Origin of the sequence: Roseovarius sp. ZX-A-9, from assembly GCF_028369135.1 — a bacterium.
Classification (GTDB): Bacteria; Pseudomonadota; Alphaproteobacteria; order Rhodobacterales; family Rhodobacteraceae; genus Roseovarius.
The window spans coordinates 107,562-120,143 of record NZ_JAPWHW010000008.1 but is presented as its reverse complement, the minus strand read 5'-3'; the positions used below and the strand labels follow the sequence as shown (position 1 = coordinate 120,143).

12 protein-coding genes, 1 tRNA gene and 1 riboswitch are annotated in these 12,582 nt (G+C 63.5%); of the genes, 8 read left to right on the top strand and 5 right to left on the bottom strand.

Translation table 11 applies throughout. The annotated features are described in order from the left end of the window. Positions 1-13: 13 nt before the first annotated feature. Positions 14-487 (bottom strand): hypothetical protein, encoded by a 474-nt coding sequence (locus tag O3306_RS09860; RefSeq protein ID WP_272006376.1) that lies wholly within the window; start codon positions 485-487, stop codon positions 14-16. Between the two features lie 89 nt (positions 488-576). Continuing rightward, positions 577-2,592: a transketolase gene (gene tkt / locus O3306_RS09855; protein WP_272006374.1), complete on the bottom strand. Its 2,016-nt coding sequence runs from the start codon at positions 2,590-2,592 to the stop codon at positions 577-579. Positions 2,593-2,788: 196 nt separating this feature from the next. Between tkt and O3306_RS09850 the strand changes: the two genes are divergently transcribed. Continuing rightward, positions 2,789-3,349 (top strand): hypothetical protein, encoded by a 561-nt coding sequence (locus tag O3306_RS09850; protein ID WP_272006372.1) that lies wholly within the window; start codon positions 2,789-2,791, stop codon positions 3,347-3,349. Further along, entirely contained in the window at positions 3,349-3,744 is a 396-nt protein-coding gene (locus tag O3306_RS09845; protein WP_272006369.1) for a cell division protein ZapA, read from the top strand. Before O3306_RS09850 ends, O3306_RS09845 begins: the two co-directional genes overlap by 1 nt. Positions 3,745-3,839: 95 nt before the next feature. Here O3306_RS09845 and O3306_RS09840 read toward each other — a convergent pair whose 3' ends face one another. After that, positions 3,840-4,298 carry a hypothetical protein gene (locus tag O3306_RS09840; protein ID WP_272006367.1) on the bottom strand — a complete coding sequence of 153 codons (459 nt, stop codon included), beginning with the start codon at positions 4,296-4,298 and terminating at the stop codon, positions 3,840-3,842. A 413-nt stretch (positions 4,299-4,711) separates the two neighbouring features. On the opposite strand from O3306_RS09840, the gene O3306_RS09835 reads away from it, so the two are divergent. From O3306_RS09835 to O3306_RS09825, 3 genes are all read left to right on the top strand, one after another. After that, positions 4,712-7,072 carry an ATP-dependent helicase gene (locus tag O3306_RS09835; protein ID WP_272006364.1) on the top strand — a complete coding sequence of 787 codons (2,361 nt, stop codon included), beginning with the start codon at positions 4,712-4,714 and terminating at the stop codon, positions 7,070-7,072. 171 nt (positions 7,073-7,243) lie between these two features. Further along, positions 7,244-7,451: riboswitch (cobalamin riboswitch) on the top strand. Between the two features lie 114 nt (positions 7,452-7,565). After that, positions 7,566-7,835 (top strand): hypothetical protein, encoded by a 270-nt coding sequence (locus tag O3306_RS09830; protein WP_272006361.1) that lies wholly within the window; start codon positions 7,566-7,568, stop codon positions 7,833-7,835. Between the two features lie 202 nt (positions 7,836-8,037). Continuing rightward, positions 8,038-8,511 (top strand): hypothetical protein, encoded by a 474-nt coding sequence (locus O3306_RS09825; protein WP_272006358.1) that lies wholly within the window; start codon positions 8,038-8,040, stop codon positions 8,509-8,511. Between the two features lie 14 nt (positions 8,512-8,525). Here O3306_RS09825 and O3306_RS09820 read toward each other — a convergent pair. Then, positions 8,526-8,602, bottom strand: a tRNA-Ile gene (locus O3306_RS09820). A 105-nt stretch (positions 8,603-8,707) separates the two neighbouring features. On the opposite strand from O3306_RS09820, the gene purM reads away from it, so the two are divergent. The 3 genes from purM (at position 8,708) to rnd (ending at position 11,772) form a co-directional block, all read left to right on the top strand. After that, positions 8,708-9,757 (top strand): phosphoribosylformylglycinamidine cyclo-ligase, encoded by a 1,050-nt coding sequence (gene purM / locus O3306_RS09815; protein ID WP_272006356.1) that lies wholly within the window; start codon positions 8,708-8,710, stop codon positions 9,755-9,757. Further along, positions 9,754-10,347 carry a phosphoribosylglycinamide formyltransferase gene (purN, locus tag O3306_RS09810; protein ID WP_272006352.1) on the top strand — a complete coding sequence of 198 codons (594 nt, stop codon included), beginning with the start codon at positions 9,754-9,756 and terminating at the stop codon, positions 10,345-10,347. Before purM ends, purN begins: the two co-directional genes overlap by 4 nt. Before the next feature lie 267 nt (positions 10,348-10,614). Beyond that, positions 10,615-11,772 (top strand): ribonuclease D, encoded by a 1,158-nt coding sequence (rnd, locus tag O3306_RS09805; RefSeq protein WP_272006349.1) that lies wholly within the window; start codon positions 10,615-10,617, stop codon positions 11,770-11,772. A 75-nt stretch (positions 11,773-11,847) separates the two neighbouring features. Here rnd and O3306_RS09800 read toward each other — a convergent pair whose 3' ends face one another. After that, positions 11,848-12,375 carry a hypothetical protein gene (locus O3306_RS09800; protein ID WP_272006346.1) on the bottom strand — a complete coding sequence of 176 codons (528 nt, stop codon included), beginning with the start codon at positions 12,373-12,375 and terminating at the stop codon, positions 11,848-11,850. Between the last annotated feature and the right edge of the window lie 207 nt (positions 12,376-12,582).

The following is a 12,582-nucleotide window of genomic DNA, read 5'->3' as shown; positions in this document are numbered from 1 at the left end:
GCTCCTTGGCGCCTTATGTCTCGTCCGGGTACTGGGCGATACATTGCCGTGTGCCCGCTTCCGCCTGCGCCTTGAATTTCGGCAGCAATTTCTGATACCCGGACAGCTTTTTTCTTTCCTGGGCCACGTCAATGGCCACTGGCGTTTCCTGCGTTCGATACGCGGTTTTCGGGCAGGAATAGGGGATCATGTCATTGGTGTAGGGATCAGTGCGATAGCAGGTATCGGGGACGGTATAGGGCACCGATTGCCTGTGCACCGCATAGCCGCGGGCGATGTTCATCTGGGCCTCGGAAATCGAGGACTGAAGCGCCCGGTAATCCGCAGTTGCACCCGCGATGCAATCCTCGCGCGGCGTGCTGCAGGCGGCGACACCGGCGACAAGCAATGCAGAGAGCGGAAATTTAATTGAATATCTCATACCGGATACCCCGAGTTTTACACAAAGACACGCCTTATCAGTGACCACGCCGATGGCGTAAGTCAACTGTGGAGATATTTGTGCTACAGGTGTCTTTCAGGGGCTTGGCGAGAGTATCGGGAAGACCATCCGAAAATGGTCTTCCCGGATTTCGCTCAGAGCAGCGCCTTGACCTTTTCGGCCGCCGCTTCTGCGGTGATGCCGAATTTCTCAAAGAGCGTGCCCGCTGGTGCGGATGCGCCGAAGCTGTCCATGCCGACGAAATCGGCCTTGTTCGCGCGGCCACGTTCACCGCAGAGCCATTTGTCCCAGCCTTGGCGCACGGAGGCTTCGATAGCGACGCGCACGGGGCCACCGGGCAGCACGCGACGGCGTACCGCCTCGTCCTGGGCCTCGAACAGCTCCCAGCAGGGCATGGATACGACGCGTGTGCCGATGCCTTCGGCCTGCAGCAGATCACGTGCCTTCATGGCGATTTCGACCTCTGATCCGGTGGCCATCAGGATGGCCCGACGCTTGCCCTCGGCTTCCGCCAGAACATAGGCGCCTTGGGCTGTCATGTTCTTTGTCTTGTGCTCGGTCCGCAGGGTCGGCAGGCCCTGACGGGTCAGCGACAGAACCGAAGGCGTCTGTTTGCTGGTCAGCGCCAATTCCCATGCTTCTGCCGTTTCCACCGTGTCGCAGGGGCGGAAAACCCAAGTGTTCGGCGTCGCACGCGAAATTGCCAGATGCTCTACCGGCTGGTGAGTCGGGCCGTCTTCGCCCAGACCGATGCTGTCATGGGTCATGACGAAGACCGTCGGGACCTTCATCAATGCCGCCAGACGCATGGCAGGGCGGGCGTAGTCGGTGAAGCACATGAAGGTGCCGCCATAGGGGCGGATGCCGCCATGCAGGACCATGCCGTTCATCGCAGCCGCCATGCCATGTTCGCGGATGCCCCAATAGACGTAACGCCCCTTGCGGTTGTCGATGTCAAAGACACCCTGATCGCCGGTTTTGGTGTTGTTCGAGCCGGTCAGATCGGCAGAGCCGCCAACGGTCTCGGGCATGATCGGGTTGACCACTTCAAGCACCATCTCGCTGGATTTGCGGGTGGCGACCTTGGGTGCTTCGGCGCTGATCTGCTTTTTCAGTGCCTTGATGCGGGCCGACAGTGTTTTCGGCACATCAAGAGCAAAGACGCGGGCGAATTCGGCCTGACGGCGTTCGGAGGCCTGTGCCAGACGTGCCTCCCATGCCGCGCGCTCGGGCGCGCCACGTTTGCCGATCTCTTCCCAGGCCGATTTGATCTCGGCGGGCACTTCGAACGGGCCGGTGGTCCAGCCATAGGCGGCCTTGGCGGCGGCGTTCTGCGCGTCGTCGGTCAGTGCGCCGTGGCCCTTCGAGGTGTCCTGCGCGGCATGGCCGAGGGCGATATGCGTCTTGCAGGCGATCATCGAGGGCAGGGGCGATGCCTTGGCCTGGGTGATGGCGGCGTCGATGGCTTCGGGGTCGTGCCCGTCGATTTCGATCACGTCCCAGCCCGCAGCCTCGAAGCGTTTCACCTGGTCGGTGCGGTCGCTCAGCTCGACCGTGCCGTCGATGGTGATGTTGTTGTTGTCCCAGAACACGACCAGCTTGCCGAGCTTGTGCCGCCCGGCCAGCGTGATGGCCTCCTGGCTCACACCCTCCATCAGGCAGCCGTCGCCGGCGATCACATATGTATGGTGATCCATCAGGTTGGCGCCGTAGCGCGCGCGCAGCATTTCCTCGGCCATGGCAAAGCCGACGGCGTTAGAGATACCCTGACCCAGCGGGCCGGTGGTGGTTTCGATCCCCGGAGCATGGCCGTATTCGGGATGGCCCGCGGTGATGGCGCCCCACTGGCGGAAATTCTTGATCTGCTCGAGCGTCATGTCCGCGTAGCCCGTGAGGTGCAGCAGCGAATAGAGCAGCATGGAGCCGTGGCCGGCCGACAGGATGAAGCGGTCGCGATCGGGCCAGTTGGGCGCGGAGGCGTCGAACTTCAGGTGCTTTTGATAGAGGACGGTCGCCACGTCGGCCATGCCCATCGGCATGCCGGAGTGGCCGGAATTGGCCGCGTTCACCGCATCCAGCGTCAGTGCGCGGATGGCGGTCGCCTTGGACCAGTGATCGGGATGGGTGGTGCGCAGGGCGGCAATATCCACGAGGCAGCTTCCTTTGAATGGCAACATCTGTGGGCTGAATAGCACCTGAAGACCAAAGATCAAGCGCGCGAATCGCCGCCCGGGGCGCGTTGACCCGCGGGGGGGAGTATTTTTCTCTGTCCTTGGTTAGACTTGTCGGCAATGAGGCCTTAAAGGCGATTCGCCGGTGCCGAAAATGAAGTGAGGATTTGAGGAGATGAGCGACATAGACGCCGTGCAGGGCCGTATCATGGCTGCCCTGGATCGTATCGGGAAGGGGCTGGATGCGCTGAGCGCGGATGGCGGAAAGGCCGACAGCACCGAAGCCGAGAAACTGCGCCGCGAGTTGGAAGATGAAAAGCTGGCCAATGCGCAGCTTGAAGAACGGGTGAAGGCGCTGAAGCAGCGGCTGGAAGAGACTGAGGCCGCCAGCAAGGACGCCGCGCGCGCCGATGCCGAAGCTGAGGCTGCCCATACCGAGGCGCTGCGCCGGTTGGATAACGACCTGCAGGCGCTGCGCCATGCCAACCAGCAGCTGCGCGAGAACAATGCCGCGCTGCGAGAGGCCAATACCACCGGCGTCGTGGAGCCGCATCTGATCAACAAGGCGATGATGGCCGAGTTGGAGGGACTGCGCGCCGCGCGTGCCTCGGACCGGAGCGAAGTGGATTTGGTACTGGCCGAACTGGACAGGCTCGTGCGCGCCGGGGGGCAGGACGCGGCCCCGGAAGACGATGGCGAAGCGACCGGCGAGCCGATGGCTAAGGAGGATACATGATGCCCGATGTTGATATCGAGATCGGCGGCCGAACTTTTCAGGTTTCCTGCCAGGAGGGCGAGGAACATTACCTGCAGGCCGCGGCCAAGATGCTGGACGATGAAGCCTCTGTGCTGACCGCTCAGGTCGGCCGTATCCCCGAGACGCGGATGTTGCTGATGGCCGGGCTGATGCTGGCGGACAAGACCGCAGGCATGCAGGACAAGCTGCGCGAGGCCGAAGACGCGATGGCCGAGAAAGAGGCCGAGCTGGCGCAACTGCGAAACGCGCCCATGCCAGAGCCCGAGCGCATCGAAGTGCCGGTGGTGCCCACCGCGGTCACCGACACACTGGCCGAGATTGCCGCCCGCGCCGAGGCGTTGGCAGAAACGGTGGATGGCAAGGCGGCGGGGTGATCCGGCGCCTGCGGGCCGTTCGGGTAGAATGGCCAAACACGAAAAAAGGGCCGGCGGTGGGGCCGACCCTTTCTTCGTTCTAGTACCGTCGGATCTTATTGACCAAACTGGCCGGGATTCTCGATCCGCTCGATTTCCGCCATTTCGTCGGCGGTCATGCCGATCATGTAGCGCGGGCCGTCCACGTCATCGACGATGGTGATCTTCTCGGCGGGGAAGAACATGTAGCTGGTGTCACCTTCGTCGGCCGGATCGACCACGACGCCCTGGATTGAGCCGGCATTGGTCAGCCAGACGTCTTCGACATCGCCGATCTTGACCAAAGTGTTCCGATCAAGGCCGTCAAGCGACAGGTTGCCTGCGCCCTGATTGGTGGTGAAGACGTCGCTTCCGATCAGCGTCGCGACACCGTAGGTCGCCGCTTCGGGGCTCAGCGGGCCTTCCTGGCCAACTTCCGAGCTGGGATCCTCGAGCTGCGTCGTTGTCTGGTTGTCTGCGAGTACCGGAGTGGCCACGAGTGCCAGTGCGGCGATAGATGTTGCAAAGCGTTTCATCAGAGTTCCTCCTTGGGTTTCTGAGTTCGTTTCGTTGATGCTTGACCAACGCCCACGCCCTGGTGGTTTGTTCCCGAAAAATTCGCGACGCCTTCGATAAATTTTCCGCAACCGGCAGGAGTGATGCCGCAGATGCGATGGGAGGAACCAAGGAAATAGTAATTGATATCAGGTGTTTGCACATCTTCACGAGCGCCGTCGCGATGCCTGCCGGTTTGTCGCAGAAATTTCCAAGGTAACCCGACGGAAGCCCGGATAGGGTTGCACTTCCAAGTGCCGCGATGCCGACGCGAGGCGCGCGATATCGCGGTGAAAGGCCCGCAGAATGGCCGGAATTGGCAGGCGAAAAAACGTCAGGAACATAGGTCGAACATCCCTTTATTTCAGGAGGCCGGCAGTTTAGGGTTCGCGCCATGAGCAGTTATGACGAATCCGACGCCTTTGAAGGCGCATCGCTGGCGGCGAGGGCGATGGCCGCCCGGGGCACGCCTTATCTGGAAGGCCTCAATCCGGCGCAGCGCGCGGCGGTCGAGGCGCTGGACGGCCCGGTCTTGATGCTGGCCGGGGCAGGGACGGGCAAGACCAAGGCGCTGACCGCGCGCATCGTGCACCTGTTGAAAACCGGGCGGGCCCGTCCGAACGAGATCCTTGCCGTCACCTTTACCAACAAGGCGGCGCGCGAGATGAAGAACCGGGTCGGCAACATGTTGGGCCAGAGCATCGAGGGCATGCCGTGGCTGGGCACGTTTCATTCGATCTGCGTCAAGCTGCTGCGGCGGCATGCCGAACTGGTAGGGCTGAAATCGAATTTCACCATTCTGGACACTGACGATCAGATCCGGCTGATGAAACAGCTGATCTCGGCGGCGGGCATCGACGACAAGCGTTGGCCGGCGCGGATGCTGGCGGGGATCATCGACAACTGGAAGAACCGGGCATGGACGCCCGCGAACCTGCCCGCGGCAGAGGCCGGGGCCTATGACGGCAAGGGGCCACAGCTTTATGCGCTCTATCAGGCGCGACTGAAGGAACTGAACGCCGTGGATTTCGGCGATCTGCTGTTGCATGTGGTCACGATCTTTCAGACCCATGAGGATGTGCTGGCGCAGTATCAGCGCTGGTTCCGCTATATATTGGTGGACGAGTATCAGGATACCAACGTGGCGCAGTATTTGTGGCTGCGGCTGCTGGCGAGCGCGCACAAGAACATCTGCTGCGTCGGCGATGATGACCAGTCGATCTATGGCTGGCGTGGTGCCGAAGTGGGCAATATCCTGCGGTTCGAGAAGGATTTTCCGGGCGCCCACGTGGTGCGGCTGGAGCAGAATTATCGCTCGACCCCGCATATCCTGGCCGCTGCAAGCGGTGTCATCGCGGGCAACTCGGGGCGTCTGGGCAAGGAGCTGTGGACCGAGGCGCAGGACGGCGAGAAGGTCCGCCTGATCGGCCATTGGGATGGCGAAGAAGAGGCGCGCTGGATCGGCGAGGAAATCGAGGCGATGCAGCGCGGGACGCGGGGCATGCGCCCCATCGGATTGGACGAGATGGCCATTCTGGTGCGCGCCAGCCACCAGATGCGCGCGTTTGAAGATCGGTTCATGACCATCGGGTTGCCCTACCGGGTGATCGGCGGCCCGCGCTTTTACGAGCGGTTGGAGATCCGCGACGCGATGGCCTATTTTCGGGTCGTGACCAGCCCCAGTGATGATCTGGCATTCGAGCGGATCGTCAACACGCCCAAACGCGGGCTGGGCGACAAGGCGCAGCAGAAGATACAGATGACCGCCCGAGAGAACGGTGTGCCGCTGGTCGAGGGCGCGCGCATCCTGCTGGAGCAGGGCGGGCTTGGTGGCAAGGGTGGCGCCGAGTTGGGCAAGCTGATCGACGGCCTGACCCGCTGGGGGCGGCTGACGGGTGATGCGGATGTCAGCCATGTCGAACTGGCCGAGATGATCCTCGACGAGAGCGGCTATACCGGCATGTGGCAGAACGACAAGACGCCCGAAGCGCCGGGGCGGCTGGAGAACCTCAAGGAACTGGTCAAGGCGCTGGAGCAATTCGAGAACCTGCAGGGGTTTTTGGAGCATGTCAGCCTGATCATGGACAACGAATCCTCCGAGGCGGGCGAGAAGGTCAGCATCATGACGCTGCACGCCGCCAAGGGGCTGGAATTTCCCGCCGTGTTTCTGCCGGGCTGGGAGGATGGGTTGTTTCCATCGCAACGCTCGATGGATGAAAGCGGCACCAAAGGCTTGGAAGAAGAGCGGCGGCTGGCCTATGTCGGAATCACCCGCGCCGAAGAGGTTTGCACCATTTCCTTTGCGGGCAACCGGCGGGTGTTCGGGCAGTGGCAATCGGCGTTGCCGTCGCGGTTCATTGACGAGCTGCCCGAGGCGCATGTCGAGATTCTGACGCCGCCGGGTCTGTATGGTGGCGGGTACGGCGCGGCGGGCATGACAGGTGGCGGCGGTCAGGGCGGCGGCATCGAGAGCCGCGCGGCCGAGGCGAATGTCTACAATTCTCCGGGCTGGAAACGCCTGCAGGCGCGTGCCGGACAGCGGCCCGTCGCCCAGCCATCAGAGGCCCGCAACACCGTGATCGACATGAAGGCGGTCAGCAGCCACAGCGTCGGCGAGCGGGTCTTTCACCAGAAATTCGGCTATGGCGCGATCATCGGCATAGAAGGCGACAAGCTGGAGATCGACTTTGAAAAGGCGGGCACGAAGAAGGTCGTTGCGCGGTTTATCTCGGCAGCCGACGACATTCCGTTCTGAGGCGAAGGGCGATCAATGCATGATGCGCCGCGCGATCGCCGGACCGCAGTTTGGCAATCGCGCAGCACGTTGTAGCAGCGGGGAGTCAAGCCAAATGGAGGTAGCCTTCGCGCAAGTCACAAACCGCTATTGATTTGCCGCAAACGAACCTTGTGCAAATTCGCGCCACTGTTACTCTGACATTTCCAAGGTGCCGCCCCAGAGGGGTGGAGAATTGGGAAGCCGGTGCAATTCCGGCGCTGCCCCCGCAACGGTAAGGGAGGGTGGTCGGGCGATATGCCACTGGGCCAGACGCGGCCTGGGAAGGTGCCACGATCACATGGGTCTGCCACAGGTCCACCGCCTAAGCCCGGAAACCAGCCTGGGACGTGACGTCGAATCGCGAGGGGCGGTTTGGGCGGTGGCCTGTTCCGGTGCGCAATGCCCGGCCCATGTCGTGCCCGATCCGCTGCTTGCCCCAATCGGCCCGGGGCGGGGCCGGGGAGAAGTGAACATGACCGTGGGACAAATCATCGAAGGGCTGGAGCAAAGTGCCGCCACCGGAGAGGCGGCGCAGGTTGCCGCGCGGCTGGTGTTTCTAAAATGGGCGCTGGCAGGCAGCGGGCCCGCGACGGCGCAGGCGGCCCGCGACGCGCTGCGCGAGCGGGCGGCTCAATGTCCGTCCAGTGCGGCGGCGCAGGCCTTTGTGGGGTATCTGCAGCAGGCGACGCGCCCGATCTGCCGCCCGGCGGGCCGGCGCACGCGCGGCGCACGGCCGCAATGATCGCTGCGCTGTCAGGGCGCAACAAGATGCAGACAGGGACCGGGCAGGCCGTCATGTGCCATCCGCCGCCGAGGTGAAGGGCAACCTGGCGCGTGCGGCTGCGGCCTTTGGGACTCACCGGGCCGCAAATTCGCCAAGGGTGGTTTCGCAGCGCTGCGTAGGCATCTAATCTGCCGCAAAGCGAACAGAGGCAGGAACATAAATGAAATTTCGCAGAACGCGCGTGGCTGGCGTCATGTTGATGGCGGCGCTATGGGCAGGGTTGCCCGCGAATGCGCAGGACCGGGTATCGATCCTGCTGGGCTCGCATCATGTCAACGCCCCCTCCAGCTATGAGGAGTTCAACCCGGGCGCGTTCCTGACATGGGAGCAGGAGCGGTTCGATTGGACCGTGGGCGGCTTTCGCAACAGCTATGGCAAAGGGGCGGTGGCGGCGATGGTCGGCATGCCGATCTATGAGCGCGGCGTAGCACAGATCGCGCTGACCGGCGGCCTGGCGCTTTATCCGGGCGACGGGAGCCGGTTCGATGTCCATGCGGGCGACGTGATTCCGCTGGCAGGAGTCCGGGCGCGCTATGGCAACGCCTTCATGCAGGTGTTTCCCGGCGACGGATCATCCATGGATGCGATCCTCAGCTTCGGGCTGAGTTTCGGGCTGAAGGATGCAGATCCCTGAAAATAAGCGGTAAATGGTAGGCCCGGAGGGACTTGAACCCCCAACCAAAGCGTTATGAGCGCTCTGCTCTAACCAGTTGAGCTACAGGCCCGCCTGGGCGGGTTGGTACGCAGGGGCGCGGGCGGCGTCAAGCCTTTCGAGATTGCACGGCGCGCGGCGATGGTCTAACCCGTCGCCAACCTTGGGAGTGCAGCCAATGACCGACAAGAAAAACGGGATCACCTACGCCGATGCGGGCGTGGATATCGATGCGGGCAACGCGTTGGTGGACCGGATCAAACCCGCCGCCAAGCGCACTGACCGGTCCGGCGTGATGTCGGGGTTGGGTGGCTTTGGCGCGCTGTTTGACCTGAAAGCGGCGGGTTACAATGACCCGGTGCTGGTGGCAGCGACGGACGGGGTGGGCACCAAGCTGCGCATCGCAATCGACACCGGCCATGTCGAAGGTGTGGGCATTGATCTGGTGGCGATGTGCGTCAACGACCTGGTGTGCCAGGGGGCCGAGCCGCTTTTCTTTCTGGACTATTTCGCGACCGGCAAGCTGGAGATGGAGCAGGCGGCTCAGGTGATCGAAGGGATCGCCGAGGGCTGTGTGCGCTCTGGCGCGGCGCTGATCGGCGGCGAGACGGCGGAAATGCCGGGCATGTATGACGGCAAGGATTTCGATCTGGCGGGCTTTGCCGTGGGCGCGATGGAGCGCGGCGGCGCGTTGCCGGATGGCGTGGTGGCGGGCGATGTTCTGCTCGGGCTGGCCAGCGACGGGGTGCATTCCAACGGCTACAGTCTGGTGCGCAAGCTGGTCGCTGTGTCGGGCCTGGGCTGGCAGGCGGAGTGTCCGTGGGGCGCTGCGGGCACGCTGGGCGCCGAGCTGCTGACGCCCACGCGGCTTTATGTGCGCGCCGCGCTGGCGGCCATTCGCGCGGGCGGTGTGCATGGGCTGGCCCATATTACCGGCGGTGGCCTGACCGAGAACCTGCCACGCGTTCTGCCCGAGGGGCTGGGCGCGCGGGCTGATCTGGACAGCTGGGCGCTGCCGGGCGTGTTCCGTTGGTTGGGTGAGACGGGGGGCATGGCCGAGGCCGAAATGCTCAAGACCTTCAACTGCGGCATCGGCATGATTTTGGTGGTCGATGCAGGCGCGGCCGAGGGTCTGATCACCCTGCTGGAAGCGGGCGGCGAGACGGTCACGCGGCTGGGCGAGGTCACCGAGGGGACCGGCGTGGCATACACCGGCACGCTTGCGTGACCAAACGGGTTGCCATCCTGATCTCGGGCGGCGGGTCCAACATGGTCAGCCTCGTGCGCAGCATGACGGGCGATCACCCAGCACGGCCCTGTCTGGTGCTGGCCAATAGCGCCGACGCTGGCGGTCTGGCGCGCGCCGCAGAGATGGGCGTGCCCACCGAAGTGGTGGATCACCGGCCGCATAAGGGCGATCGCGCCAGTTTTGAAGACGCGCTGCACGACGTGATTGCAAGCCACGCGCCCGACATCATCTGCCTTGCAGGGTTCATGCGGGTGCTGACCGAAGGGTTCGTCAGTCGCTGGCAGGGGCGGATGATCAATATTCACCCCTCGCTCTTGCCGAAATATCGTGGCCTCCACACCCATGCACGGGCGCTGGAAGCGGGAGAGACCGAGGCCGGCTGCACGGTGCACGAGGTGACGGCGGCGCTGGATGACGGACCGATTCTGGGACAGGCGCGGGTGCCCGTGCGGGAAGGTGACACGCCCGAGACTCTGGCGGCGCGGGTGCTTGAGAGTGAGCATCGGCTCTATCCGGCGGTGCTGCGGCGGTTTGCGGCGGGCGACCGGACACCGATCTGGCTGGAATGATGCCAATCGATGCCAACGTCGCCGTGCGCTGGCAAAAACGCGATGCGGGCGAATATGGGCACCGCTGCGCCGCGCCTTTCTAGCCATTTTCATTCGCGGCATGCTGCCCTATACGGAACACTTCTGAGGGCCAAAACGCCGATAAGGCGTTTCGCGCAACGCGCACGATATAAAAAAGGTTGCGTGCGTTTCGCCTTTGACTGATGGCTCAGGTTAAGGGTGAAACGCGTTAGCCACGCCGATAACAACAAAGAAACGATCCGCCGTATGCAAACAATCACGACCACCGACGCGCTCGCCACTTTCTGCAAAGAGGCCGCGGGGCACCCTTATGTGACCGTCGACACGGAATTCCTGCGCGAGCGGACCTATTATTCGCGGCTCTGCCTTGTGCAACTGGCGATGCCGGGCGAGGGGGACGAGAACGCGGTTCTGGTCGACCCGCTGGCGGATGGTTTGTCGCTGGAACCGCTTTACGATCTGTTTCGCAACGAGTCTGTGGTCAAGGTGTTCCACGCGGCCCGGCAGGATCTGGAAATTTTCTTTGTCGACCAAGGGGTGATTCCCACGCCGCTCTTTGATACGCAGGTGGCCGCGATGGTCTGCGGCTTTGGCGAGCAGGCGGGGTACGAGACGCTGGTGAAGCGGATTGCCAAGCAGCCGCTGGACAAATCCTCGCGCTTTACCGACTGGTCGCGACGGCCTCTGTCGGATGCGCAGAAGGCCTATGCGCTGGGGGATGTCACGCATCTGCGCAAGATCTACGAATTTCTCGCCAGCCAACTGGAAAAGAGCGGCCGCGACAAGTGGGTGGCCGAGGAGATGGCCGTGCTTAACGATCCGGCCACCTATGTGACCGAGCCGCAGGACGCTTGGCAGCGGATCAAGACACGTAACAATTCAGGCAAGTTCCTTGCCATCGTGCGCGAATTGGCGCGATTCCGCGAAGAATATGCCCAGACCCGCGATATCCCGCGTAACCGGGTGTTCAAGGACGATGCGCTGGTTGAACTGGCGGCGACCAAACCCACCAGCCTTCAGGACCTCGGCCGGTCGCGGTTGTTGCTGCGCGAGGCGCGCAAGGGCGACATCGCGGCAGGCATCCTGGAGGCCGTGGCCGTCGGGCAGGCGGTCGGGCCGGAAGATCAGCCCAAGCCGGACACCAGCCGCGACAAGTTGCAGGTCAATCCGGCGATTGCCGATCTCTTGCGAGTCTTGCTCAAGGGGATTTCCGACCGTGAAGGCGTGGCGTCCAAGCTGATCGCGACGGCGTCCGATCTCGACGCGATCGCGGCGGGGGAGCGCGACGTGGCGGCCCTCAAGGGGTGGCGGCGTGAGGTTTTCGGTGACGAGGCGTTGCGCCTGTGTTCCGGCGAAATCGCCCTGCGCGTCAAGGGCAGCGAGATCGAGACAGTCAAGGTCTGACGGTAAAGGCGCGCGCGCAGATGGTCTGCCGGGGTATGCCCGGGCGGGCCATTGCTGCGCCGAGTGCCTAGTGCGTCAGCGACGCTTGCTGCTAAGTGCGCCTGTCAGGCCAACGACGCGCACGGTGCTTACATCGCGCAATTTCTGATCTGAAACGAAGACGGCGGCATTGACGGCGCGGCTGCGTGTCGTGCCTTGCGGCAAGTTGGTGGGCTGGACTGCCTCCAGCTCGTAGGTCAGAACGCCGTCTTGCGGTTCGCCCTTGTTCTGCGCCTTGAGTCGCACGTCATACGCCCCCTGCCGCAGGGGGATGCCCGTGACGCGCACGATTGCCCCGCCCGCGGTACGCTCGATGACGAGATCGGAAACCGTGTGGACCGGCGTGCCCTCATATTGTTCTTCGTCGGATTTGCGGCGGAAGATGCTGTCGCGTTGTTCCGGAATCAGCGGGTTCACCTCTTCGGGGGTGGCCGTGCTGCGTGCGCGCCGCTCGACCTTGCTCTTGCCGAACCAGTTGCCGGGATTCCAGTTGGTATCTCGGATCCCGCCACATGCGCCGAGAGCGAGGCAGGAGGCCACCAGTAGAAGTGTTGCGCGCTGCATGTATTCCGGACCCTCAGCCACCGTGATTTCGGCCCGACCCTATCCCGAGAGGGCAGGGGCGCGCAAGGCGCGGGTGCAGGTCGGACTGGACCTTTTGCATCATGGGGCCTACCTGTGTGGTCAAAGCGTTTCAGTATGTGCCCGGTGTGGCGCCTTGCGCGAAGCGCGGCGCGACAGGTTCGGGTTGCGCGCGCTTCGCCAATGGCG